27 protein-coding genes and 1 pseudogene are annotated in these 26895 nt (G+C 33.2%); 6 read left to right on the forward strand and 22 right to left on the reverse strand.

What is annotated here, in order from left to right; genetic code table 11:
* Nucleotides 1-149 precede the first annotated feature (149 nt).
* From CBF37_RS02930 to rbsR, 9 genes are all read right to left on the reverse strand, one after another.
* The gene (locus CBF37_RS02930) at nucleotides 150-1118 is read right to left on the reverse strand and encodes an LCP family glycopolymer transferase (RefSeq protein ID WP_125983219.1); all 969 of its coding nucleotides are present in this window, start codon (nucleotides 1116-1118) and stop codon (nucleotides 150-152) included.
* A gap of 82 nt (nucleotides 1119-1200) precedes the next feature.
* Entirely contained in the window at nucleotides 1201-2379 is a 1179-nt protein-coding gene (locus tag CBF37_RS02935) for a MalY/PatB family protein (protein WP_125983220.1), read from the reverse strand.
* Between the two features lie 100 nt (nucleotides 2380-2479).
* Nucleotides 2480-3499 carry a linear amide C-N hydrolase gene (locus CBF37_RS02940; protein ID WP_125983221.1) on the reverse strand — a complete coding sequence of 340 codons (1020 nt, stop codon included), beginning with the start codon at nucleotides 3497-3499 and terminating at the stop codon, nucleotides 2480-2482.
* Nucleotides 3500-3632: 133 nt separating this feature from the next.
* The gene (locus CBF37_RS02945) at nucleotides 3633-4085 is read right to left on the reverse strand and encodes a threonine/serine exporter family protein (RefSeq protein ID WP_125983222.1); all 453 of its coding nucleotides are present in this window, start codon (nucleotides 4083-4085) and stop codon (nucleotides 3633-3635) included.
* A 12-nt stretch (nucleotides 4086-4097) separates the two neighbouring features.
* Nucleotides 4098-4883 carry a threonine/serine exporter family protein gene (locus tag CBF37_RS02950; RefSeq protein WP_240626644.1) on the reverse strand — a complete coding sequence of 262 codons (786 nt, stop codon included), beginning with the start codon at nucleotides 4881-4883 and terminating at the stop codon, nucleotides 4098-4100.
* A 202-nt stretch (nucleotides 4884-5085) separates the two neighbouring features.
* Nucleotides 5086-5967: a ribose/proton symporter RbsU gene (gene rbsU / locus CBF37_RS02955; protein WP_125983223.1), complete on the reverse strand. Its 882-nt coding sequence runs from the start codon at nucleotides 5965-5967 to the stop codon at nucleotides 5086-5088.
* 48 nt (nucleotides 5968-6015) lie between these two features.
* Entirely contained in the window at nucleotides 6016-6411 is a 396-nt protein-coding gene (rbsD, locus tag CBF37_RS02960; protein ID WP_125983224.1) for a D-ribose pyranase, read from the reverse strand.
* Between the two features lie 21 nt (nucleotides 6412-6432).
* Nucleotides 6433-7338, reverse strand: coding sequence for a ribokinase (gene rbsK / locus CBF37_RS02965; RefSeq protein ID WP_125983225.1), 906 nt, complete (start codon nucleotides 7336-7338; stop codon nucleotides 6433-6435).
* A gap of 86 nt (nucleotides 7339-7424) precedes the next feature.
* A complete protein-coding gene (gene rbsR / locus CBF37_RS02970; protein WP_338067337.1) occupies nucleotides 7425-8480 on the reverse strand; it encodes a ribose utilization transcriptional repressor RbsR in 1056 nt (351 codons plus the stop codon).
* A gap of 140 nt (nucleotides 8481-8620) precedes the next feature.
* Between rbsR and CBF37_RS02975 the strand changes: the two genes are divergently transcribed.
* Entirely contained in the window at nucleotides 8621-9793 is a 1173-nt protein-coding gene (locus tag CBF37_RS02975; RefSeq protein ID WP_125983227.1) for an SAM-dependent methyltransferase, read from the forward strand.
* 81 nt (nucleotides 9794-9874) lie between these two features.
* Here CBF37_RS02975 and CBF37_RS02980 read toward each other — a convergent pair whose 3' ends face one another.
* From CBF37_RS02980 to CBF37_RS02990, 3 genes are all read right to left on the reverse strand, one after another.
* On the reverse strand, nucleotides 9875-11305 hold the full coding sequence (locus CBF37_RS02980) for a DUF6056 family protein (RefSeq protein WP_125983228.1): 1431 nt from the start codon (nucleotides 11303-11305) through the stop codon (nucleotides 9875-9877).
* Nucleotides 11306-11612: 307 nt separating this feature from the next.
* Nucleotides 11613-12635: an inositol 2-dehydrogenase gene (iolG, locus tag CBF37_RS02985; RefSeq protein ID WP_125983229.1), complete on the reverse strand. Its 1023-nt coding sequence runs from the start codon at nucleotides 12633-12635 to the stop codon at nucleotides 11613-11615.
* 52 nt (nucleotides 12636-12687) lie between these two features.
* The gene (locus CBF37_RS02990) at nucleotides 12688-13596 is read right to left on the reverse strand and encodes an AEC family transporter (RefSeq protein WP_125983230.1); all 909 of its coding nucleotides are present in this window, start codon (nucleotides 13594-13596) and stop codon (nucleotides 12688-12690) included.
* 225 nt (nucleotides 13597-13821) lie between these two features.
* Here CBF37_RS02990 and CBF37_RS02995 point away from each other — a divergent pair, with 225 nt between their 5' ends.
* Nucleotides 13822-14841 (forward strand): YeeE/YedE family protein, encoded by a 1020-nt coding sequence (locus CBF37_RS02995; protein WP_206168028.1) that lies wholly within the window; start codon nucleotides 13822-13824, stop codon nucleotides 14839-14841.
* Between the two features lie 2 nt (nucleotides 14842-14843).
* Nucleotides 14844-15068 carry a sulfurtransferase TusA family protein gene (locus tag CBF37_RS03000; RefSeq protein WP_125983231.1) on the forward strand — a complete coding sequence of 75 codons (225 nt, stop codon included), beginning with the start codon at nucleotides 14844-14846 and terminating at the stop codon, nucleotides 15066-15068.
* 52 nt (nucleotides 15069-15120) lie between these two features.
* Here the strand turns inward: CBF37_RS03000 and CBF37_RS11590 are convergent, their stop codons facing one another.
* The 3 genes from CBF37_RS11590 to CBF37_RS03010 are packed head-to-tail and all read right to left on the reverse strand — an operon-like array spanning nucleotide 15121 to nucleotide 16851.
* Entirely contained in the window at nucleotides 15121-15258 is a 138-nt protein-coding gene (locus CBF37_RS11590) for a hypothetical protein (protein ID WP_165866615.1), read from the reverse strand.
* A 15-nt stretch (nucleotides 15259-15273) separates the two neighbouring features.
* Nucleotides 15274-15879 carry a response regulator transcription factor gene (locus tag CBF37_RS03005; protein WP_125983232.1) on the reverse strand — a complete coding sequence of 202 codons (606 nt, stop codon included), beginning with the start codon at nucleotides 15877-15879 and terminating at the stop codon, nucleotides 15274-15276.
* Nucleotides 15880-16851: a sensor histidine kinase gene (locus tag CBF37_RS03010; protein ID WP_165866616.1), complete on the reverse strand. Its 972-nt coding sequence runs from the start codon at nucleotides 16849-16851 to the stop codon at nucleotides 15880-15882.
* 154 nt (nucleotides 16852-17005) lie between these two features.
* On the opposite strand from CBF37_RS03010, the gene CBF37_RS03015 reads away from it, so the two are divergent.
* The 3 genes from CBF37_RS03015 (at nucleotide 17006) to CBF37_RS03025 (ending at nucleotide 19491) form a co-directional block, all read left to right on the forward strand.
* Nucleotides 17006-17605 (forward strand): TetR/AcrR family transcriptional regulator, encoded by a 600-nt coding sequence (locus CBF37_RS03015; RefSeq protein WP_125983234.1) that lies wholly within the window; start codon nucleotides 17006-17008, stop codon nucleotides 17603-17605.
* An 87-nt stretch (nucleotides 17606-17692) separates the two neighbouring features.
* Nucleotides 17693-18757, forward strand: a complete 1065-nt coding sequence (locus CBF37_RS03020; RefSeq protein WP_125983235.1) for an ABC transporter permease — start codon at nucleotides 17693-17695, stop codon at nucleotides 18755-18757.
* A 32-nt stretch (nucleotides 18758-18789) separates the two neighbouring features.
* Nucleotides 18790-19491: an ABC transporter ATP-binding protein gene (locus CBF37_RS03025; protein ID WP_125983236.1), complete on the forward strand. Its 702-nt coding sequence runs from the start codon at nucleotides 18790-18792 to the stop codon at nucleotides 19489-19491.
* A gap of 40 nt (nucleotides 19492-19531) precedes the next feature.
* Here CBF37_RS03025 and CBF37_RS03030 read toward each other — a convergent pair whose 3' ends face one another.
* The 7 genes and pseudogenes from CBF37_RS03030 to hemH all read right to left on the reverse strand — a co-directional run bounded on the left by CBF37_RS03030 (nucleotide 19532) and on the right by hemH (nucleotide 26709).
* Nucleotides 19532-20797 (reverse strand): NAD(P)H-dependent oxidoreductase, encoded by a 1266-nt coding sequence (locus CBF37_RS03030; RefSeq protein WP_125983237.1) that lies wholly within the window; start codon nucleotides 20795-20797, stop codon nucleotides 19532-19534.
* A gap of 15 nt (nucleotides 20798-20812) precedes the next feature.
* The gene (locus CBF37_RS03035) at nucleotides 20813-21421 is read right to left on the reverse strand and encodes an NADPH-dependent FMN reductase (protein WP_125983238.1); all 609 of its coding nucleotides are present in this window, start codon (nucleotides 21419-21421) and stop codon (nucleotides 20813-20815) included.
* A gap of 26 nt (nucleotides 21422-21447) precedes the next feature.
* Nucleotides 21448-22365: an FAD:protein FMN transferase gene (locus tag CBF37_RS03040; RefSeq protein WP_125983239.1), complete on the reverse strand. Its 918-nt coding sequence runs from the start codon at nucleotides 22363-22365 to the stop codon at nucleotides 21448-21450.
* A gap of 49 nt (nucleotides 22366-22414) precedes the next feature.
* Nucleotides 22415-23281 carry a helix-turn-helix domain-containing protein gene (locus CBF37_RS03045; protein WP_125983240.1) on the reverse strand — a complete coding sequence of 289 codons (867 nt, stop codon included), beginning with the start codon at nucleotides 23279-23281 and terminating at the stop codon, nucleotides 22415-22417.
* 606 nt (nucleotides 23282-23887) lie between these two features.
* The gene (locus CBF37_RS03050; protein ID WP_125983241.1) at nucleotides 23888-24556 is read right to left on the reverse strand and encodes a hypothetical protein; all 669 of its coding nucleotides are present in this window, start codon (nucleotides 24554-24556) and stop codon (nucleotides 23888-23890) included.
* Between the two features lie 56 nt (nucleotides 24557-24612).
* Nucleotides 24613-25659: pseudogene (locus tag CBF37_RS03055) on the reverse strand (hypothetical protein).
* A 102-nt stretch (nucleotides 25660-25761) separates the two neighbouring features.
* A complete protein-coding gene (hemH, locus tag CBF37_RS03060) occupies nucleotides 25762-26709 on the reverse strand; it encodes a ferrochelatase (RefSeq protein ID WP_125983242.1) in 948 nt (315 codons plus the stop codon).
* Between the last annotated feature and the right edge of the window lie 186 nt (nucleotides 26710-26895).

The following is a 26895-nucleotide window of genomic DNA, read 5'->3' on the forward strand; positions in this document are numbered from 1 at the left end:
AAATTTATAAACACCTTGATTTCCCCAAAAGAGGGACTAAACCAAAAAGACATTCCTATTGAACTCACTATAGATGTGGTCAATAAGAATGCCTTTATATTTACTCAAATTTTTAGGATAATTATTAATTATAATTGAGGACTTTTTAACTATTTTAATTGTTCCTTCAATAAGTTTTGGACACGCAATAATTCATCCTCGGGTATTTCCTGATAAGAAACGTCATCAATCATGACACCTTCACCTTGTAATGTTTCTTCATTTATTTTCTTAAATGAATCCCGATAATTCATGGCGATTTTAATCATCTCATCCCAACTTAAATCAGTCTGCATATTATTTTCAATTGCCTTTAAAATATCTCGATACTGTTTAACTCCCGTTAAGCTCAATCCTTTATCTGCAACTGCTGATACGACTTCACGTTGGCGATCTTGCCGCCCATAGTCACCACGAGGATCATCATAGCGCATACGTGTATAGGCTAATGCTTGCTTCCCATTAAGTCTATTTTTACCTTTTTTAAATGTGTAACCATCTTGTTTAAACTCAAAGTTATTATTAATTTCAACACCATCAACTGCGTTGACTAACTCTTCAAATCCTTCCATATTAAGCCAAATATAATGATCTAATGGAATATCTAATAATTTTTCGGTGGTATTCATTGCCATTGCTTCTTGGCCAAAAGCATAGGCATGATTTATTTTATCTACGGAACCGTACCCGACAATTTCTGTCCGAGTATCCCGGGGAATACTTAAAAGTGTTGTCTGTTCTTTTTTCGGATTAACTGCAGCGACCATAAGTGTATCAGATCTTCCTAAATCTTTACGTCCAAAATCACCAGTATCTAATCCTAATAGCAAAACCGAAAACGGACGCCCATCTTCAACATTACTTTTACTAGCCTTGCCTACAGGATATTCCCTTTTACCACCGGCAGGTCTGCTAATTTTATCAGCAACACCTTTTACATCAAAATAACTTTTTGCTAAAAAAGCACCCACCGACATCAGCATAATTCCTAGAATAATCAACAGTATAAGTAATCCCTTCTTTAGAGGTGATTTCTGTTTATTTTTAGATTTTTGATAATCAGATCTTTTTGTCGTCATATGTTGTCTCCTTACGCATATTAATTATTTGAAATCAGAAAATTCGCTATGTCTTTAAGAAAAAATTTCCCATTTTTATACACTATTTAATCGCTTTTATTAATCGACTGATTGCCTGTTCAATATTATTTGGTGAGGTAGCTAAGTTAATTCGAATAAAGCCCTTTCCGTTGTCACCAAACCAATCACCATAATCAACTGCAAGTTTGGCTTGTTTCTGTACGACATCAATCAAGTCAGGCGCTGCAACATATGCACTTAAATCTACCCAAGCTAAATATGTTGCTTGTCGTGGACTGATTATAACCTTTGGCAATTCTTTACTTAGCATATCAATCATCAATTGTTCATTGTAATTGATCACCTCTAACAAATCATCTAGCCAAACTTCTCCTTGATTATAGCAGGCTTCAGTAGCAATCATTCCCATTACACTGACAGGATTATTAACAATTTTTTTAATATAACTATCATATTGCTCTCGATTTTTTTCATTAGGTATAATCACATGCGCATGTAATAGCGAAGCTAAATTAAATGTTTTAGATGGTGCATTAAGTACGTACAACAATTCATGATACTTCTTACTCAACGTTAGCGCACTAATAAATGTTTCATCTCCAACAACAAAGTCTTGATGAATTTCATCCGAAATGACTTTCACGCCGTATCGATGACAAATATCAAACAACTTATTTAATTCCTCCGTTTGCCATATTTTTCCAACTGGATTTTGAGGTGAACAGTGTAAAAATACTTTTACCTTGTTTTTCTTAATTAATTCTTCAAAATTTTCATAATCTAATGAATACTCCCCCTGCGTATTTATTAAATCACATGTTACTAGGTTACGTTGATTGTTTAAGACGGCATCATAAAAAGGATAATAGACAGGAGATAGAACTAGCACACTATCATTAATCCCAGTTGTTGCCTGGATGACGTAATTAAACGCATTAACAACACCAGTACAGAATCTTAACCAACTTGTTTTAATTGTGTAATTATGACGACTGGCATGCCAATGATTAAATGCCTTATAATAACTTCTTGGGACAAATGTATACCCAAACACACCATGGTCGACTCTTTTCATCAGTGCTTCTTGTACGACTTCTGGGACTTTAAAATCCATATCAGCAACCCATAAGGGCATCAAGTCTGTTTCACCAAACTTCTCATTCAATCCATCCCATTTTACTGAATTTGTTTCTCTACGATTTACATAATATTTATCACAAAAATTTTTTACAACATCCATCTTAAACTCTCCTTAAAGTAACAATGATAGTAGAACAACATCATATATAAAAAGTACACCGAATTTTCACTAAATTCAGTGTACCATATGTTTTCTGAAATTATATAGTATGAAAGTGATTGCTCCTATCAATTCGATTGAAAGTCAGCTCACTGTTTGTTGTATCGAGACTCTTTTTAGTAACTGACAAGCCACGGCAAGATTGAACATAGAGGGTTCTATTGGTTAAATCATAACCTGACCAGTATCGAGTATAGTCTGTGACGGTGTCCCCTGCATGGCTATGTTCTAATCCTCGCGGAATAATAACGGGACGAAAGGCAGCATAAAGTTGTGAAATACCATCATGACTCTCAAATTCATCCATGTAATTTTTTATAAAAAAGCTGCGAATAAAACGGGATGGAGAAGTGTAGTCCCCTGGCAAGCCGAATAGTCCATATCCAGTTCCGCCTTCAATTGGTTTTAACAACACGTCTTGACCAATCTGTTTTGCCTCTTTTCTACCCAAACTATCCAAACCGATATAATTACGAATATTAGTTGTATGATAGTTATATTCTGGACTATTCGCCATCACCCCAATAAAATCATAAATTTTAAATTGACCGTCATCTACCGGTTCTAATACAATCCCTGTTCCGTCAGGATTAATAAAAGAAAAGTGCATTGGAAATTGCAGAGTTGTTCCATTGACATCATACACTTGATCAATTAAACAAAACTTTCTATAATCTTGTCGTATTTCAGCCGTATTTTTATAGTTGGTTAAAATATATGATACGAATTCTTCACCTAATACTTGAACTAATTCTTTTTCACCAGCATCCTCTCTCTTACGCCATGTGCACTCCTTAAGAACTTGCCCATCTCCAGCTAACCCGTGTTCGTTAATACCGTCATAAAGTAAGGTAGATTCTTCTAAACCAACACCTAATACTGCATATTTACTCTTCCAATCAGTTAACTGGCTTGAAATTATTGTATTTGATGGTATCGTCACAATACAGCTCGGTACTTCAAACCCCGGATCTTCATCAAACATTGGAATATTCAAATCCATTGTTCTCCCCCAAAAAACATCCCCATTTTTTGCAGTCATTCTAATTCCTGTACACATAAGATCACCTAAACTTTCACTTTTTATAAATCTTACTATACGTTCCCTACACTACATTGTAAATAAAGGGGGTTAAATATTCAATGAATAAACATAATTTTCATAAAAAAATCAAAGATAAGATTAAAAAATTTTAATAATCTTTCTTTTTTCTTGGTAAAAATTTTCGTTTTAAATTAACTAAAATTGAAGTGAACGTCTCATTTAAGATCAATCCGACCGCAATCGAAAAACCTACTAAAATAGCTTGTGATCCATAATTTATAGCATGTGTATAATTATTTTCAGCTAACGAATTAAAAGTTTTAAATAAAAGACTTCCTGGCACAATCGGCATAATTCCCGAAATTGTAAAAATAATACTAGGCATTTTAGTTAGATGGTATAGTAATTGACTGAATAATGATAAAGCAATACATGAGATTAAAGATGAGATAGCCGCACTATTATAAATATTTAAATAGTCATAGACCCCTGCAGTAATTACGCCAGATATTCCGCATAAAATAATGAAACGTCTCTCAACATTATTTAAGATAGCAGTACTCGCACTTACTAAAAAACTAAAAAACAGTTGTAAACCCATTGATTACACCACCTACATTAAGTTTGTTAAAATAAAAGCAACTGGGATGCCTAACATCAGAGAAACATTAATTGCATCAGCTGCCATTGATAGACCGGTTAAATAATCTCCGTTAATACTTGCACGAATTGAGTTAACTAACGTTGCCCCGGGTAAAAGGGGCATAATACAACTTAACACTAACGAAAAGGAATCCGACGTCACATTATTTTTGAACAATACAACAGCAATAATTGAGATAAAAGACGAATATAAAAAAACAGAGAACGTTTTTATACTAATATATTTTTCAAGAATTAAGTAGACAGAGTACGCAACAATACCAATGACAAAAGATAATAATGCAGTAACAGTTAAACTGTTAATCAACACGTACATAGCTCCACATATTACACCAGCGCTTAGCACCTGAATAGGATATGAGAATGCATACGTTTTAGATTCAATTTTCTTAAATTTGTCATACAATTCTTCTTCAGAAATTTCATTTTTCAAAAAGGCGTTTACTGATTCTTTGATATGTCCCATCTTCTCAAAATTATACGAATAATTTTTAATGCTGATCATTTTAACATCATTTGTTTTCTGATCAATCAACATTAATCCTGTTTGCGTAATATAGGAGTAAAAGTGATCAACATTCATTGCTTTCATCAGCTGATCCATTTCTTCCCTCACTTCAGCAATTTCATAATGACTTTCAAGCATCAATTTTCCATACAGTAATAGCAACTTAGTAGAATTATGATTGGCGGAAGCTATTTCTTGATCATTTCGGCTATTTAAAATTGTTACCACCTAAATCCCCTCCTTGAATAAAGTAATATTTTTTACTATAACAAAAAAATATGTCTTTTTTTTAAACATAAAAAGTTAATTAAACACACTTCTATACTCTTCATTCATTATTCTATTACAAGCTAATTTCTTAATCAATGAGAATTCAAAATATTTATAAACACAAAAAAGACGGCAACTAGCCGCCTTTTTTGTGTTTTAATTAAACAATAACAGTGACTGTTGCCGCTAAAATAATTAAAATAAGCCCAACGATTGTAATCGTCATTTCTTTTTTTGATTTCTTTTGTCCCAAGAACCAAATACCTGTTAATGTTGCTAGAACAACAGAAGTTTGGGATAAAATAAAACCTGTTGCTAAACCATTCATATTTGGTTGAGCTGAAATTAAATAAGTTAGAGCAGCAAAAGCAAAGAAGAAACCTGAAAATATATGTTTATAGGAAACAGATTCTGTAAATGCAGATTTTTCTTTAAAAGATAAAAACAATGCATAGGCAACTGAAACTAAAAGCATACCAATTGCTTGTGGAAGAAAAGCTTCCATACCACCTAATTTAGCTTCTTGAGGAGCAGCCGAATAAGCCCAGTAACCAATTTCTCCGATTGCTAAATAGATAATTGCCTTTTTCATCATTTTTGAATCTTCTTCATTTTTATGTTCAGACCAAACAGTCATCTTTGCACCAATAATAATCAAAACTAAAGCAATAATTCCTATTATTTTGTCTGTTAGTGTCGGCCAATCGCCTAAATGGATCATTCCCCACAGTGAAGCACCTAACAACTGAAAAGCTGTTGTTACAGGCATTGCTCGAGAGGAACCAACCATTTTAAATGATTGAAATGTTATAATCTGCGCTACAGCCCAACCTACACCAGATAAAATAGCTAAGAGTAACTTACTGCCATTTGGGAAGGGCAGGTCTTTCACCATAAATAAAATAAATGCAAAGATTAACGTACCAATAGTTGATCCAAGTATTTGGTTTACCGGCCGACCGCCTATTTTAGAAGCGATAGTTGGATATAATCCCCAACCAAGCAATGGACCTAAACCAATTAAAATTGCCACAATATTCATCAAATTTTCCTCCTAAATAATACCTATAACATATTAGCCTAAGTTTTGTTAAAAAACAACTCCACTTTCTAAAATAATATTAGCATAAGGGGTCATTTCTCCAGTACGAATAAAAGCATGACAATTCGATAAATCTTGCTTCATTTGACTATGCGGGATAAAAGAAATCGGTGTGTTCGGTAATTTTTCTTTAATTTCTGTCAACACTTCGGGATTATGTGTTTTTATTTCTTCAGCTAGAAATATTCTTTGAACCTCTAATTCTTCTAAGACATTATTTAAAACATCCATAAAACTTGGGACACCGTTTGTTACAGCCAAATCGACTTTTTCAGTCTCTTCTGGAACTGGCATACCGGCATCGCCGATGCTTAACGTGTCAAAATGACCTAATTGAGCAATAATACGAGAAATATCTGAGTTGATGACGTTTGTTTTTTTCATTAATAAGGACTTCTTTCTTTTTTAAATTAATTCTTGTTTAAACGGAATAGATGGTTGTGCGCCAAAACGTTGGACCGTCAATGATGAAGCTCGATTTCCATAACGTATAGCATCTTCTAAATTACTAAAGTCAGTTTTCAAGACAGAACTTAAAGCACCAATAAATGTATCACCAGCAGCTGTTGTATCAACCGCTTTTACACGGAAAGCTGGAACAATGCCAGTTTGTCCATTAACGTGATAAAATGCACCTTTACTGCCTAGAGTAATCAAAACTGCTTCAATGCCAATGTTATGAAAATATTCTGCAGCTTCAATCAAACTTGCTTCATCTGTTACTTTGATACCTGTTAAAATTTCTGTTTCTGTTTCATTTGGAGCAATCATATCAGTCACTTCTAATAATTCTTCAGGAACATCTTTTAAAGCGGGAGCAGGGTTTAAAATCGTCCTAACACCAGCTGCCTTCGCAATTTTAAATGCTTCAATTGTACTTTTGATAGCACTTTCAAATTGTGCAATAACAAAATCACTTTTTTTAATAATTTCTTTGTAATCGCCTACATGTTTAGGTGTAATATCCATATTAGCACCTGCAAAGATTGTTATAATATTTTCACCCTCATCATCAACCGTGATAAAAGCTTGACCAGTTGATTTACGGTCCAATCGTGCTACAGCGTTAACATTAATTTCCTCTTGACTTAACAAATCAATCATCATTTCACCCGCTGCATCATTTCCAACTGCCCCAATAAAATATGTGTCTGCATCTGAGCGTTTGGCAGCAACAGCTTGATTAGCTCCCTTACCCCCACCAGCAGTAAAATGTTCTTTCGCATGGATTGTTTCACCTGGTTTAGGCATATGTGGTACTCTTAATGTTGTGTCTAAATTAATGCTGCCAATAACTGTTACTCGATTCATCTTAATTCACCTCATAGTAATTTTGTATAAAATATTTTTATTAAAACGTTTTAATAAGACAAGAAAAATATAGCACATTTGATGTTCTATTTCAAGTGTGCTGTTGATTCTCGAACAATTAATTCAACTGATATTTCTGCATTTTTCCTTGTTGCTTGCTTACTTACAATTCTATTTAATAACAAATTTGCAGCGGTTTCACCGATTAAAAAAGCTGGCTGATTAATCGTTGTCAATTTTGGAGTAACATACTCACACATATCAGTGTTATCATATCCGATGAGACTATAATCTTTTGGAATACTTTTATGTAGATTTTTTAAACCAAAGTATATGCCAAAAGCAATCTCATCGCTAACTGTAAAAATACTTGTGATTGCTTTAACACTAACGATATCGGGAACAATGGTTATACCAGATTCTTTAGTTAAATACGCATTAAACAAGATTGTTTCTCCAGAAAAAACTGACTTAAATCCAGCTATTCTTTGTTCTATGTTCCCCGTAGTATGTTTAGGTGCCACGATTGCTGCTGTTCGGTGACCTAGTTGATTTAAATGCTCTGCAGCTAATTGCCCTCCAGTAAAGTCATTTGTCAAAATTGTGTCCAAAGAATTTAGTGATTGTTTTTGATCTAAAACAATAAACGGGTACTGATTTAAAAGTTTATCGGTAATTATATTATCTGTAATTGCATCACTGGCGATAATAAATCCGTCAACTCCTCGATGAATTAATTCATCGAGCGTATTAATCTCCTTTTGATTTTCTCGATTAACAACACTAAAAATTGGAACATAACGATGGGTAAACAAGATACTCTCAATTCCCTCTAAAAGTTTTGAAAAAAACGGATTACTGATACTTGGTACCAAAACACCAACTGTACGGCTCTTTTTATCAATCATTCTCTTCGCAAAATAGTCAGCCTCATAATTCAAATCATCTTTCACTTGCAAAACCCTTTTAATTGTATCTTTGTTAAAATGTTTGGTTCTTCCATTTAAAATCTGAGATACTGTCGAGATTGAAACGCCAGACTCTCTTGCAACATCTCTTATTGTTATTTTTGTCATTATTCTCATTTCCTTTAATCGTCTTAAGTCGATTTTATTGTAACCGATAACATATAAAAAAAGCAAAGTTATATTTAAATTTTTCCATATTTATGTAAATTATAATAGGAATTTACATAAATGTTTTTGACATTTCATGACACTAGTTATATCATTTAACCGATAGACAGTTTTTTTTACACTGTATTAAACAAGGAGGATTACCAATGATCGACAAATCATTTTATAATCAATTATTTTCACGCTCATTCTCTTTACCAGTAGAAGTTAATTATTGGGACGGTTCAAGTAAAAGATATGGTCAAGAGGCTGACAAACCAGAGATTATTATCACCATTAATAATAAAATTCCGATTAAACAAATAGCTAAGAATGCTTCACTCACACTCGGCGAAGCATATATGGATCATACAATTGAAATTGATGGCGATATTGAAGAATTAATAAATGATACCTATAAGCAGGCAGACAGTTTTTTTCATAATACCGATTATATTCAATGGTTGCCTTCCTTAAAAAGACATTCAAAAAAACAAAATAAAACAGATATTCACTCACATTATGATTTAGGAAATGATTTTTTTAAGCTATGGTTAGACCCGACTATGACATACTCTTGTGGTTACTTTAAAACTTCTGAAAATTCTTTAGAACAAGCTCAAATAAATAAAGTACACCATATTTTAAACAAGTTATTTTTAAAAACTGACGACACTTTACTCGATATTGGATGTGGTTGGGGTACTCTGATGTTTACAGCAGCAAAAGAATATGACGTTAAAGTAACTGGTATTACCCTTAGCGAAGAACAGTATGATTTTATTACCAATAAAATCATCGAAGAACATTTAGAGGATAGGTGTCATGTCCTTTTAATGGATTATCGTGAATTAGAAAATCAACAATTTGATCATATTACAAGTGTAGGTATGTTTGAACATGTTGGTGAAGAACATTTAGCAGAATACTTTAATGTCATAAAGAAACTATTAACACCCTCTGGAACAGCTTTAATTCACGGTATTACACGTCAACAAGGCGGTGCATACAACGCCTGGATTAATAAATATATTTTTCCAGGAGGATATATTCCAGGACTTTCCGAAATAATTAATGATATTACAACAAATGACTTACAGGTCATCGACATGGAAAGTTTACGTCGTGATTACCAACAAACCCTAGAACATTGGATGACAAATTTCCATCAAGTCAAAGATCAAGTAATTGCTGACAAAGGAGACGAATTCTATCGCATGTGGGACCTATATCTTCAAGCATGCGCTGCTTCCTTTAAGTCAGGAAATATTGACGTTATTCAATATCTATTAACCACTACTGGCAACAATGACTTACCTATACACCGGGCAACTGAATAAAACTAAAAAAAATGTACAACTCCTAACTATTTTTTTAGGAGTTGTGCATTTTTTTCATGAACAGATAATAAATTTTCAAGTCTATTTCTCTATCTGCCATCTTTTCATATCCATGTAATTATCGTTGACAGCCTCAATATGATGATAATGCAATCTATTAGTGTTTAATTTTGAAGTTTTCTTTGGATCTGCTGATATTGTTTTTACACCAAAATATTTAGCCGTCCAGATGTTAAGATACCCATTTTTATCATCGGAAACACCTTTAACATATGTGCGTTTATCCGGAAATAAGTTCGTTGGATTTGCTACAGTAACATTTTCTTTACCTTTTTTCTTTTGGTTCATAACATCTACAATTATTTCATCAGTTTGCTTGCTTACTTCTTTAACAGACTTATAACTTGGCCAAAATGATAAAAACGAAAAAACTAAAATAATACATAATATTTTATTTTTTTCCAAACTAATAAAATCAAAATTGTTATTATATATATCTATCATAAAAATAACAGCAATATAAAGAATAATTTGCGAACCAAAAAAAGAACGATAGTATATCTCAGGACTAAAAATTAAGGGTAAGACAGTAAAAATATGACAAATAAAAACAGTTAATAATATAATAACATTTTTTATATTTTCTTTATCCTTAATCAACCAAAGAGTAGAGAAAAGTAAAAAAAGATAAACTAAAAGATTAGAATCAATTAACATTGTTGTAACTTTTGACAGATTCGCTATAACATACTGAAAGCTTACTCCAGAATTTCCTCTTGCCATTGTGCGCGGTGCAAACATTAGTACCATAAACCCAACAAAACCACTAATTATTGATATCAATGGTTTGACATATAAGAATCTATCTGTCCGTTGAATCATCAAGACAATATATATCATCGATGCAAAAAAAATAAAGCCTGGTCCATTATTTTCACTGTAATTACCAACAAAAAAAGATAGAAAACCAATCAGCAGATAATGTTTTTGTTGCGACAACATAATTTTGACAAGAATTAAGCCAAATAATGCGCCCCAAACATAATTAATTGATCCTGACACCCAAAAATAGGTTGTGCTCATCTCAGCTGTTTGCATAAATATCAGCCATAAACAAATAATCATAGATAATAAAGACGGATATTTTTTTAACACAATCTCATTGGCAATATTAGATGAAATTGATGGTATTAAATAGGAAATCATCAAAATAACAACGGTATTGAGACTATCAAAAAATAGTTTATTAAATTGCATAACAAACTGTAATAAAACATGTGCCATAATTCGACCATTCATAATTAAATAATGATTTCTTTGTGAGATAATAAATTCTGATAAACTCTTTATCGATGTGCTATTTTCAGGCGTAAACTGACCTGTAATAAAAAATTTATAGAACAAATCATCTACACCATACCATGTATAATAATTTAATATGAAAAAAAAGAATATCAGACAAATTAAGGTACACAACTCAATAATATGATATTTATTTTTTATAACAAGCACTATCCCATCCTTCCCTATTTCTATAAAAGATACTATTCGATTATATCACAATACAACATAAAAAAATAAACATATAAAAATAATTATCATGTATATTAAGTAAAAGACAACTATTCTTATTTATAATAAAATGTTATTTATCTAACTGTAGATCTTTACTTATTAATTTCAATCATTACTTAACTTGATGATATCCTAGTCAATTAAAGTACGAAAGTACTAACAAATCTTATCTGTTATACAAAATGTCATCTAAAGTAAATTTAAATGGCTGCTGCATCATTTTAAACGATGCAGCAGCCATTAATTATCTTACATCAACTAACTCATTGTTTTCATAGGATTTTTGACAGGCTATAGCAATTTTAGTGGCTTGCAAACCGTCATTTGCCTTTATCTCAGGCTGAACACCTGTCACAATCGCATTTATAAAAGCCTTTGCTTCATCTGTAAATGCTTGACTAAATCTTTCTGGGAAATTACGCGAAGTCGGACGTACAACGCCTTCATTATTCATAACTGTCACCAGGTTCTTCTCCGGTACTTGTGCAATCCTAAGCATGCCTTTTGTTCCAATTAATTCTGTTTCTACATGATAGCCGTGTTGAGCATTTCTTCCAGCAACGAAAATACCCATTGTATTATCCTGCATTTGCAGCATGACAGCGCCAGTTTCTAACTCACCCACTTCATCTAGCTCTTTATAAGCAGCATTTTTTCCTAATGCCCATACTTTATTAACTTCTTGATTTGTAAACCAACGCAAAAGATCAATATCATGAATTGACATATCGGCAAAAAGTCCGCCACTAAAACTTGCTCCCGCAAATTTAACAAAGCTTTCCATGCCCTCACTTGGGTCAATACTATAACTTCTGACAACTGTCAATTCTCCAAGCTCACCATTATCTACCATTTGTTTCGCATACTTATATGATTCATCATATCTTCTCATAAATCCTAGCATAAAAATCTGGTCAGGGTATTGATTGATAACATCGATTGTCTCTTCTATTTCTTGCGTATCTAGTCCCAACGGTTTTTCACTAAAAACATGTTTTCCGGCCTTCATTGCTGATTGAATTTGACTACAATGCAATCCGGATGGAGACACAATAAATACGGCATCTACATTATTGTCTGCTAACATTTCCTCATATACACTATACGTTTTTTTTACTTTTAAATGTTCTTTAGCATACAGCAATTCGGCTTCAACAACACTGCATGCTGCGTACAGATTACAATTTGGAACATTAAAAGCTAAATTTTCAGCATGTGCTTTACCTAACCTTCCCAAACCGATAATACCTACGTTAATATTTGTCATACAATTCCCTCCATAAAAATGTTTTATAATTAATCCATTGATTATTATTGTATTATACAAAGCTCATAACCATTGGTAATGTAACCATACTTACTATTGTTGTTAATGCGATATACTGAGAAACTTTGGCTCCCTCACCAGCATATTCTTCTGCTAAAATAGCATTTAATGAGCCCGTCGGCATCGCTGAAACCAAAGTTAAAACACCTAAAATAATAGGATCTTTAACAAAGAATTGTAAAATTAAAATAAAAAATAAAGGTACACCAATAACTCTTGCAATTGTAAATTGAAGATTATCTTTATTAAAAATAATTTTTTTGAAATCATTTTGAACAAAAAGACACCCATTTATAATCATTGCCAATGGAGCCGTCAATCCTCCGAGTGTGCTATTAAATATATTAATAGTTTCAGGTAGTACAATACCAAACTTAAACAAAAGGTAGCCAATAATCGATGCAATAATTGGTGGTGTAGTGTACAAACTCTTTAACTTAAACTCCCGACTATTTGAAAAAATCATAATACCGATTGTAAATAAAAATAAACTGGTAAAAGTATTATAAATAACTAAAACAATAAGTCCTTCTTCGCCATACAACCGGTCAACAATCGGAATCCCAATAAAAAGAATATTTGAAAACAACAAACAATTAATCCATAGTCTTCTTAGAACACCTTTTTTACCCAATATTTTAGAAATAAGAAAACCAAATAAAAGAGTTAACAAAAGCATTACAAGTGAAAAAACCATTGTCCATCGAATCATTCGCAGCAATTCTGGCGTTTTCTCAACTTGAAAACTATTTATTATTGCTGCCGGTAAAGCCACATTTGTTAACAAGTAACCGATAAAAAGATTGACTGATGCCGTATACTTTCCTCTTTTTGAAAGAAACATGCCAATTATCATAAAAAAGATTAACTGAACTGTTTCACTAAAAACAATACCACCCATACCCCACCTCTTTTTATCAACTTTTGATTATCTTTATAATAAACATGATATCAAATTGATCAAAAAAATCAATAAAAAAGAGTAAATAAACCAAATAAAGTTATCTATTTTATTTTTTTTTGCAAATAACACACAATAATTGATATTGACTTATGTAAACGATTAAATTATTATTAAATTACACTACATTGTGAATAAATTAATTTGAAGAAATGAGTTGTATCTATGGGAATATTATCTGGCATCATTTTTGGTATCATTTTTGGATTTGTTTTAAAAAGAAGCAGATTTTGTTTCACCGGATTAATTAGAGATTTCTATTTAGAAAAAAGGGCCTCAAATCTATTAATATTTTTATTAATTATTTTTTTAGGCAGTATTATCTATTTTATTCTGTTGCATTTCAAATTGATAACTGCAAACGAATACGGTGATTTTTCAATTCTCGCAACTGTTATCGGCGGACTGTTATTTGGTATCGGGGCTATTTTCGCACACGGTTGTATTACTATAGCACTAATCAAAACAGGTGATGGCCGTTTAACTGGACTGCTTACCTTATTATCTTTCATGTTTGCGGCAAGTGCGACAAAGCAAGGTCTATTGGGAAATGTGTCAAAAGACCTACAGGATTCATTAGTTGTCTCTGATAAATTTGTTCAGACTTTGCCTTTCTCTCCTGTTATTATTTCAATTATTGGATTAATTATTATCAGCACGATCTTAGTTAAAAAACAGCCCAAACATAAGAATCAGATAACACTGCCAGCTCAATATACTGGGCTGCGACATATTTTTTTCGAAAAAATCTGGTCTAAAACAACAGCTGCAATTCTCATTGGACTAATATCAGGTTTTGCATGGTATGCAAGCCAATTATCCGGACGACCAGGTAGTTTAGGAATAACAACACCTCTGATTACTTGGGTTAATTTAATTATTAATCATACAACAAAACTAAACTGGGCAAGCTATTTGGTTGCAGGAATTATTTTAGGATCATTAATTTGTACAGTGGCTAGTCGTGAATTCTCTTTTAAAGGGACAGACGGAAAAACGTTAATTCAGGGATTTTTAGGTGGAATTTTCATGGGAACGGGAGCAGTCCTCGGTCAAGGTTGTTTAATTGGGCACGGAATCATCGGGACATCCGTTTATTCACTTCAGGCATGGTTAGGATTGTTGTCAATCGCCATCGGTATTTGGATAGCAACGTATTGGTTTTATAAAAGAAAGGAAGTTTAGTGATGGAAAGAAAAATTATTAACACAAAAGGACAGGATTGTCCAATTCCTCTTATGGAATTAAAAAAAGCAGTCAAAGAAAGTAAGCCTGGTCAAGAAATAGAATTGATTTTTACATGTCCGGAAGCGGTAGAAAATATTCCAAATTATGCACTTGAACAGGACTTCGAAGTACTTGATTTTAATAAGATTGGTACAGAGGGATGGACGATTACTATTAAATGTTAAGAAAGAGGTAGGCCGTAAACAGTCTACCTCTTTTTATTTATCTTTAAAAATTTTAACATGTGCTACCAACAGTCATTGTCAGCTCTTCTGAGTCGCCAAAAACAATGATGACTGCTTTTGATTCATTGTTTTCAAGTAGTTCCAACATATACCCTTGTACATAGCCTTCATTAATTCGAACCACTTTCATACTTCACTTCCGCCCTTAAAACCATTGATTGCTTTTCGCTGTATTAATTGCTTCAATTCGATTTTTTGTACCTGTCTTACTAAGAATCGATGAAATATAGTTTCTGATTGTCCCTTCGGATAAAAATAATTTCCGTGATACGTCGGCTGTACTGCAACCTTGATTTAATTCTATTAATACATCGATTTCACGTTTAGTTAACGGATTATTAACCGATTGCATTACTGTCGTCACAAGCTCCGGTGCAAAAATTGTCTTTCCTGCTAAAATATCATGAATCGCTGATACCAAGTCATCAGTCGGGCTATCTTTTAACAGATAGCCGTTAACTTGCGCCTTCACCGCTTGTTCAAAATAATTTTTTTGGGCAAATGTTGTCAAAATAATCACTTTTGTTGCAACATCTTTCTGAAACAATTGTTCCGCAATTTCCAACCCGGTTAGTTCAGGCATCTCAACATCTAAAATTGCAATATCTGGCTTTAACTTATTAATTTCAGTCAAAGCCGTTCTGCCTTCATATGCATTACCGACAACCTCCAAATCATCTTCTAGATTTAGTATTGTCGTCAAGGCAGTATTTAGCATCTCTTGATCTTCTGCTATGTATAGTTTAGTCATTTAATCCGACTCCTTCGGTACAGTGATTGTCACATAAGTCCCATGATTATTTTCAATCATCAACGTGCCATTAATTTGTTCGGCACGCTGAGCCATCCCTTTTAAACCAAAACTCGTTTGGTCATTCTCTTCATACCCGTCACCATCATCACGAACAAAAATTTGATAGTTAGATGACGTCTCTTTAAATGTCATCTCGCAAAGTTGAGCACCGCTGTGTCGAATAATATTTGTGACAGATTCATTAACAATTGCTCCTACTGCCAACTGTATCGTAAGAGGCCAATCAGCAGTGATGTCTTCATCATGCGTCACTAATAAAATACCTGCTGTCATCAAATTTTTGTTGGCTTCTACAATGACTTGTAAAATAGTTTTCTCATGCAGATCAGCGACAATCTCGCGAATCGTCGTTAAATTCTGACGTGAAGCAGATGCAATATCGGTTAATTCAGCTTTTGCCGCTTTAGGGTTTTTATCTACTTGTTTTTTTGCCAGCTCTGCCTTTAAAGTTATCATTGAAAAAGATTGACCTAAATTATCATGCAAGTCACGGGCAATGCGGTCACGTTCATTTTGTTGAATAATCGCTTCAAGACGCTTATTTTGTGAAACGAGCAGCTTAAAACGTAAACTAGCCTGCATCGCACTTCGTGAAACAATCGGACCGACTATTGTAAAGACCACAACAATAAAAATACTAATCACATCAACGTTGCCATCAACTGGCTTAACAATCATCGATAACACAATACTAAACAAACAGGCCAGATAATAGAGTACCAGCTGTTTTTTAAACATCTTAGAACTCATCGGAATAGCACCCAGTTCCCAAGCAGTAAAGATAAACAAAGTTCCGTTCTTTAAAAAGATACTAAATATAAAAGCAGCCATACATTGAATTAAAATCCTTATCGTCAGATGTTTCGTACCTGTTTCATAAACATCGCGATAGACTTTTAAAATACTCATTGTAATCACCTGCCATCTTTTATTAAAAAAAAGTATAACAAGCGTCATTATATAAAAGTAGTCATGAATGTCACAACTTATTATGACAAACGTCATAGCTTAGTGATATGATACTGGTAGGACGTTTTAAACATGTAAAAGGAGCTTTTCTACTATGCCCAAAGAAACATTTCGTAATTTACCACAAGAAAAAAAAGAATGGATGGATGACATCCTTTTAAATCGTTTCTATCAACAACCGATTTCACAAATTAAAGTTGCACAGATTGTCGATGATATGGCAATGTCACGTGGCTCTTTTTATAAATATTTTGAAGATTTAGAGGATGCTCATTTATACATCATTCAGAAGTATGCCACCGTCTTTCATGTGGACATCCAACGATTCATTAAACGATACAAGTCGGATTTCTTTTTTGGTATTCAGCAGTATCTAGTTTGGTGTGTGCATCAAGACAAAGAGTCCTCTTATTGGAAAGCCATATATTTACTAACTAGGACCAGCAGTCAATATGCATTCAAACGCATGCCTTTTTCCAAATCAACTAAAATGATTGAACACTGGCAAGCAATTTTAGACTTAAATCAATTTAATATTACATCAGCAAAAGAATCAATTAGTTTCCTATACTTTACAATGGAGTTAACAATTACCAGTTTATCTGATTATATTATTAATAACTGGTCACCTGAAGAATTGATTAAAGATTTTCAATACAAAACAAAGTGGTTATCCTATGGTTTAAAGAATTAAACACAACCCAATATTTTGACTTTCCATCCCGATAGTGACACAATGTCACTATCGGGATTTAAATTTAGTAGAAAGTGATGTGATTCGATGTTTTTAGCAATTAAAGAAATAAAATATTCAAAATTAAGATATACATTAATTATTGGGATTATGTTTTTAATTAGTTTTATGGTGTTCATGCTTTCAGGCCTAGCAAATGGACTCTCAAGACAATTCAGCCAAGCCGTCATTGATTGGCATGCAAAAACTGTGGTTATGTCAGAAGAATCTAACCGTATTCTAGCGGCATCCCAATTAAGTTTAGACAACTTAAAGGAAGTGGATGGCAAATCCAAAGTACCATTAACTGTTTATAGCGGATCTGTGAAAGATAAAAATAATAAAACAAATATTTCCGTTTTCGGTACTGAAAAAGGTGCTTTCTTTTTACCCAAAACCACTTCAGGTTCTTCTTTTAAAAAGGATAATGAAATAACTATTTCACAAAATTTGGCCGACGTTGGATTCAAAGTCGGTGACACTATATCACTTGGTTCAGATAATACAAAATTAAAAGTAGTCGGAATCACTAAGGCTACCTATTATCAAGCAACTCCTGTTCTTTATACCACAACAAAAACGGTAACCGACTTGAAATTTGGTGACAAGGCTTTTAAAAATAATAAAAATTATCCAATAAACGCAATTTTGACAGATGCAACAGATACGCATATTTCCAGTAAATCACTTGATAAAATGAGCAGTCAAAAATTTATTGAGAGTATACCCGGCTACACCGCACAAGATATTACTCTAAAAGCGATGATTTACTTTCTTTTTATCATTGCAGTAGCCATTATTGGAATTTTTATGTATGTCATTACTTTACAAAAAACTGCAATTTTCGGCGTTATGAAAGTTCAAGGTATAAGCGATTGGTTTATTTCAAAATCTATCATTGCTCAATCATTTTTAGTCGGATTTATCGGCGTTACCCTTTCAGGTATCGTCAGCTATGCGCTTCAATTCGGATTGCCAAAAGCAATGCCATTTGCTGTCAACTTACCTCAATGGCTGATTTATGGGGGTATACTGATAATTATGTCTATTCTCGGCGGTATCTTCTCAATACTAACTGTCAGAAAAGTCGATCCGATTAAGGCTATCGGTTAATATCTACAACATTGAATGAGGAGGCAACAATTATGAAACCAATATTAGAAATGACCAATATAATTAAGAAATTTGGCAAAGGTCACAACGAAATAACTGCTTTAAAAGGATTGAATTTCTCGGTAAATGCTGGTGAATTTGTTAGTGTCATTGGACCTTCAGGTTCGGGAAAAAGTACTTTTCTAACCATAGCGGGCGGTTTACAAACTCCAACGTCAGGCACGATTTTTATTAACGGGAACGATTTCTCCGATTTACCTGAAAGTAAACGATCTGCTCTGCGCTTTACTGAAATAGGTTTTATTTTACAATCATCAAATCTGATACCTTTTTTAACAGTTAAGGAACAGTTTCAACTAGTAGAAAAAGTTGTAAATCAAACTAAAGATAACACAAAAATCGATACAATATTAACATCATTAGGTGTTGATGAATTAAAGAATAGTTATCCTAACGACTTATCTGGTGGTGAACGTCAACGTGTTGCTATCGGGCGCGCGCTCTACAATAATCCAAATCTAATTTTAGCTGACGAACCAACAGCTAGCCTAGATACAGATCATGCATACAGTGTAGTCAAACTCTTAGTAAGAGAGGCTCATGAAAAGAAAAAAGCGACAGTTATGGTTACTCACGACCAGCGAATGATTCAATGGAGCGACCGTGTTTTTAAAATGAATGACGGTATTCTAGTAGAAGATACAGAATTTAAAACAAAGAATTTAGAAGAATAATAAAAAATAAGACTGCATGAAATTTCATGCAGTCTTATTTTTAATGTTCTGATGCGCCTGACACAGCATCAACTGTTGCCGTTGTTGGCACTGCTGTCGGAGCAGTATTGGTATCATGTTCGGAAGCACCTGATACTGCATCAGGTTGATCAGCTGGTACTGAAGATTGTTCAGAAGCGCCACTAGTACCGTCAACTTGACCTCCAGTCAATTGTTGACCTGTTTTTTTCAAGTACCAATCAACAATTGGTTTAAAATCAAGAATAAATTCATTGATTCCAACATAATTGCCATTTTCATCATGCATCGCTTGATAATTATGAACAACGTATTTATCAGGCCCGTGAGTTGGTACGTGTACACGAACACAGTCTTGAGCTCCAGAGCGAAGTTGTTGAATAACCCATTCCACATTTTTTAGTGCCTTTTCTGGATGACACAGCGCTAACGGATTTCCAACTTGTCCTGGTTGACGTCCCGCTAACATCGTAGAGCCTTCCTTAGTATAGTTGTAATAAATAAATTGATTATTATCATCGGCATACGTTAATTCCATCGGCATTGATGCTAAGAAATAGTTTAGTTGATCAACCGTTAAAATACCGCGGTTCAATTTAACATAAGTGTTTCCTTCAACAGCTCCAACTTTAGCAGCCGCTGTTTCGACCCAATCATCAGCAGACATATCGACGTCAGTAATTGTTGTTTCGATAGTTCCTTCACAATATAAATCCTCTGGTTCAACTGGTCGAGGACCTTCTAATGCAGAAACGACTTTAATAAAACGACTGAATTTCTCTAATGTACTACCTAAGAAACCAATGGTGCGTTCATCTTTCAAGTTATCTTGTTCATCAAAAGCTTCTCTTACCTTACCTAATAGAAATTCATTACCTGGCATAACAATTGCGTTTACACCGGGTGCATCAAGGATTTGTCTCAAATGAAGTTGCGCACGTGATGATCCTTGATCATAGTATGACGCACCAACAATCATGACTGGTTTATCTTCTAATGGATGAATTTCATATGATAACCATTCTAGTAAACTTTTTAAAGAAGCAGTGATTGTATGATTATGTTCTGGTGTCGCAATGATGACACCATCTGCATACTTAATCTTACGATTAATCGCCTGTATCTCTGGACTTTGTGTTTGATTATTACTTTGATTGAACATAGGTAAATCTTTAATTTCAATAATTTCAAGATTAAAAAGATGTTTGTATTGTTTTTTTATGAAATATAATAATTTACGGTTATATGATAATTCTGCACTTGAACCTACAATTCCAATGATTTTCATGATAAAACGTCCTTTCTATCTGTCTTCCCAGGAAATATTTTCTGCTTCTTTAACATTAATTTGATGTGCACTCATTAACTGATCCGTCATATTGACAAAATGGCAAAAATCAGAAAATAGTCCATCTAATTTATCAACTTGCTCGCCATCAACAAGATTGCCCGACTCATCAAATGCTTGTAACGAATGGCTTAATAAAAATTCTGAACTCGGCATAATACGTGCTTTTAATTCTGGAGCATCTAAAATTTGACGAAGATGCGCTTGTGCCCTTGATGAACCTAATGTGCCATATGAAGCACCTGTAATCATAACTGGTTTATCTACAAAAGGGAAAATACCATAAGATAACCAGCTTAACGCATTCATTAAAGATGCCGGTACAGCATGATCATATTCAGGAGTACTGATGATAACACCATCTGAATTTGAAATCTTTTGTGCAGCTTCTTTGACAACAAAAGGTAATTCTTTATTTTCCGGCTTGTTAAACATAGGAAAGTCTTTAATTTCAATTAATTCTATTTCTGCCCTATTTTTAAAATATCGTTCCATAAATTGTAATAATTGTCTGTTTGTTGACTTGTCAGAGTTTGTACCTACTAAACCGATAAATTTCAACATATTAAATCTTCCTTTCAATTCATCATTTAATTAATATCTATTTCTGATTGATATAATTTATTCTGATTATCAATAATTAAACACTCTACATTCTTTAGTTGACCAACTACTTCTAAAATTTCTAATATACCTTTACCGAACAGACGCGACGTCCAAATCTCACCATCAACTGAATGATGCGACACAATCGTTAAACTGCTAATATCTGAAGTTATAGGATAGCCTGTTTTTGAATCAAAAATGTGGTGGTACGTCTTATCACCAATCTTCAATTTACGTTCATACACACCGGAGGTCACAACAGATTGATTATGTACAGGGATAATTGTCATATACGTATTCCTTGAACTTAAAGGATCCTGGATACCAATTCGGTAGAAACCATCGTCTCTTGTTGGGGCATTACCCAACACCACAACATTTCCACCCAAGTTCAACATTGCTGACTCCGCTTGCTGCTCTTTCAAATAATCAATAATTAGATCTGCAATGAATCCTTTAGCTAAAGCACCTAAATCAATTTCCATACCAGGGATCTGCAAATAAACTGATTGCGTTTTTTCATCTAATTCGATTTTCTGAGGATTAATTAAAATTAGTCTTTTCTTGATGTCTTCGGGGCTCGGTACTCTCGCATCTTTGAAACCTATATGCCACAGTTTTACAAGTGGACCAATAGCTATATTTAAATGACTATCTGCCGCACAACTATGATATTTTCCCAACTTAATCAGTTTAAACAAATCAGGATGGACTTGAATACTGCGTATTCCCGCTGCTTGATTGACTGCCATTAATTCTGAATTTGGGTCATTTGCGCTAAAACGCTTCTCATACATACGGAGAAGTTGAACTGAATTATCAATCAGTTCTTTTGCGTTTGTTGCACCAATATCTAATGTAATGACAGTTCCCATCATTCTAACCATGATTTTCTCTCTCATCTAAGCACCTCCACATCGATATTATTAGAAACTCATATTCTCGTATCAGCTAATGATCTGATTGGACCACCTTCTCGAGTTCTGTTAATTTTTCTAATTTAATATAATTTCGATTAATCTTAGCAAAAGCTCGTGCGTCATGAATCAGCTCTAAAATATACTCTTTTGGTTTTTCTTGTTGAATAGCATTTTTGGCCAATTGAAATGCAGCTCTGGCAAGATAATACGTCACATGATTATCTGAGCAGATTGTGATTGCGTATTCTAAAAGCACATTACTAACATCCAGCTCATTTATACATGCGTAAAACTCGCCAGATTGATAAACAATATTCAAGACACGCCAGGTATCCTCCACGTCCTTAATTGGATAACGATAGATATTTTCTAAAACTTTATTAAAATAAAATTCAGCCTTATCAACATCATCCTCTCTAGCAAAAACCATCCCAATACCTGTATAAGCAAGTAAGCGGAACAACTCACCTTCTTCATCCAACTCACCAAATAAAATTTGATCAAAGTTAAACAACACTTCCGTTATCGGATAATTTTTAAAAACCATGACAAAGCCACGAAGATAGTAATACCTTAAAAGAATCGACATTTCATCAATGTCTTTCAAATTCAATGTGTCCAACAATCTTTCAGACTCATCAAATTCACTAGTGATAAGTAAAAATTCAGCACGTTCCATAATTCGGTTGACATCATCATATTGAATTCCGACTTTTGGAAACAATTCTCCTAAAGAAATATTTAAGCGTTCACAAAGTTTTAAAAGTATTTTTAAACTTGGTACTTGTCCGTTATTTTCAAAACGGCTCAATGTAGCTTGCGTGCAAATACCCTCTGCTAATTCAATTTGAGATAGTCCATTTTTTCGTCTAGCTTCAATAAATTTTTCAATATTCATCTTTCTACCTCCGACAAGTTAAGTTGTTTTAACTAGTTTCAACAACTCTTATTGTTCACACTATAACATAGTATAGAAAGTATAAAAAGATTGTCACTATATATAAAAATTTACGATACTTTTCACACTCAATCGCTTTCATAACAACTGTTAAAAAAAGATGACTACCGTCATAACAATAAATATAATATTTATTTGTATTTAGTTTCACATTGCTACAAACAAATAATACTATTTTAATATATTAAAGTCAACAATAATATATAAATTTATATATATAATTTTATAATGATATCATTTTTATTATTGTATTAATATAATACAATAATAAAAATGAAGTGTCTCCGTAATTAAATAAAACAATAAATTACTGAAGCCAAGCTAAACTTTAAAGAATCCAATTATTAAAATATCTAAAAATTCTATGGAAACGTTTCAATCATCCAAGATAAACCATCTATATCTTTCAATTATTACAAAAATCTCTTTAATACTTGCATGAAATTTGAAAACAAGAAATTTAATAGACTTGATATGCATAACTACAATACATACAAAAAAGAGTGCAAAAATTTTTCTGTACTCTTTATATAAATTTATATATATTTAAATTTTAAAGTCATAAACTTTTGTATTTGGTTCATACTGCTGAGTAATTTTACTTTTCGGTAAAATTACTTGTTGATTAGCTGGTCCAACCTGATCTAAAAATCCGATAGTTTCATATTCCTTAAACTTTAAAACAGCTGTCTCTTGTTTAATTATCATTTTATCTATTTTGTCACTTAATTGTAAACTAGGCTCTTTTTTCGATATACTATAAATATAGTTATCTATTTTAAAGAAATATAAGTATTCATTTCCACCTAAAAACTCAGGATTCACTACTTCATGTACTTCCTTTTTGTAAAAAGGCAATTTTAACGTTTTTGTAACATCAGCAACGAGTACATACGAACCTCGCCTATCACCTACATATTCATACCCGAAAGACTTTGGCATTACATTTCGATTAACAGGCGATACATATTTGGCCAACTGACGATATGATTTTGAATAGCTACTTCCGAAAGCTACTGTTATTCCTGTAAAAATAATAATACCTGCCATAATTGATATTAAAATCTTTTTAAAGTGGTTATTTGCATAGATAACAGCAAAAAATAGAACCAATATCAAAACAGAGACAATCATAATCTCAAGTGAAAACCATGAATTAACGAGTTTCTCAGCTTTTGACCAATAAGCAACACTGATCTCAGTTAGTAGTAACATAAAAACACCTCATTTTCTATTACTATAACACTTTTTGTACCATGTTGTGTATTTTTTTACCATTGAGGTGTTAAATTTATTTTTTCAGCCATCGCTTGATATAATTTAAAAGATGGATGTCTAGCTAAATCATTGTTTTCTATATCAAGCGTCTGCTTAGCCAAAATCTCCTTGACCAAAGCATCTGAAAACTTTACGAATTCTTTATTTGTTGCTGTATTATAATCAATCGAATAATATTTGGATTAACGATAATATGGTTTTAATGCGGCATCCGTCATCTTTTCTTCAGTATCTGCAAAATATTCATCATATCTCACATCTGTAATTTTATTATCAGTTGTTACAACTTCCAGACGAGGAATGATACCCGTTTCTTGTTCTTCTGCATACCCAAAATATTTGTTCTTGTACGGCTCACGAATCCATTCATCCATTTTTGCGGCTAATGGCATAAAACCATCTCTAGCTGAGGTTGAAGATCCTTCAACTGTTAAAAAATCCCCTGTGACTCGATTTTCATCACGCATCTGCTTTTCAACAAACGTAATGCCGTTAACAACTGTAACTAACGTCTCATCTGTACGCGTATGGTCAGCCTGCATAAAAGCGTAGTCTGATAATCGTTTATTTTTACCCGAATACTTTCCAATGTAGTAAGGATCACTAGCAAATTCTGTAAACTGAACATTCTCTATTTTTGCATTTTCGGGATTAGTCACAACTTCAACAATCCCATAATTACCACCCGTAAACTGACCTTCATTTTTATAATAATAGCCTTCTAAAAGCCCCAAAGGCGGTTGATTAGACCAGAACATTTTTTTCATTTTCTCTTCTTTTGTGTATTTAGCCGATGGATTTGTTCCAAAAGTAGTTTGTGTCGCAGCCGACACAACATCATATGTATAATCATGCTGATCAAATACTATGCCTTCATTTCCTGTATTTTCTTCTTTATTTGTTACAGTGACTTGTTCCGTCTTTGGTTTGCTTTTCGTCGTTTTAATAGTTTTTTCTTCTTTATTCTCACTTCCGCAAGCTGTTAAAAAAAATAATGCAGCTAAAAAGCTGCTCCCCTTAAATATAATTTTTTTATTCATACATAAATCCCCTTTCAATTCATTATACATACCTTTATTATACAACAGATATTACAAAAAACCTATAACTGTGTAAAAAAAACAGGCAGAAAATAAATTTTGCTACCTGTTTAAAACTAAATCTTCCAGTAAATCGATAAACAACTCATTATCATTGAATGGATGAATATAGTTAAACGATTCTCCACCACTTTCCATAAAATATCCATAATTTTCACTTTCAATTTCTTCAATCGTTTCAACACAATCTGACACAAATCCTGGTGTAATAACCAATACATTTTTAACACCCTGTTTTGGCAATTGTTTTAATGTGGCATCAAGTGCCGGCGTCAACCATTCATCAGGACCAAATTTTGATTGATAACAAACCCGATAAGGAATATCAATTGAAAAGTCATCAAAAACAGCATCTGTTGTTAATTGGCACTGCTCCTGATAAGGATCTCCTTTTTCTACATAAGAAACAGGAATACCATGATATGAAAAGACTAATAAATCCGGATGGTATTGATTAATACCATCTTGAATTTGTTTTCTCAATAAATCAATATATTTTGGGTGTGCTGTAAACTCTCTAATTAAGTGTAACGAGGGCATATTCTCTTGTTTTAAGTAATGTTTAAAAACAGCATCGTTAATGGCTGCAGTCGTTGAAGTTGAATATTGCGGATACAAAGGAACAATCGTCACATCTGTAATTCCTTCATTTTCGAATTCTGCCAATGAATGAGAAATGCTGGGGTGACTATAGGCCATACCAAACTTTATAGACTTATCAGGAAATCGAGACTGGAGAAGTTTTGCTTGACGTTGCGTATAGATTAACAACGGTGATCCATCTTTTTGCCAAATACTTTTATAGAGTTCAGCTGATTTTTTTGGTCGTGTATTCAAAATAATACCATGTAAAATCGGCAGCCATTGCCATCTTGGCTTATCAATAACACGTGGGTCCCCTAAAAATTTTTTTAAATACTCTTTTACTTCTTTACTCTGAGGCTGGTCGGGAGTGCCGATATTAGCCAATAAAACGCCTTTTTTACTCATTTTCTTTCCTCCAATGTAACTCGCCAACTGCCTATAGTGTACCATAGAAAATTATGAAAAATCAAAACCTCCAGTGTGAACTGGAGGTTTGTTCTTCGGCTGAAAGCCTCTATTGCCGGCCTGAGCCTAAAAGGCTCACTGAAAAAGTCTCCCTTATGCACCACATTCACTCGCTGATCCTAAAAG

Source organism: Vagococcus vulneris (assembly GCF_003950515.1).
Classification (GTDB): domain Bacteria; phylum Bacillota; class Bacilli; order Lactobacillales; family Vagococcaceae; genus Vagococcus; species Vagococcus vulneris.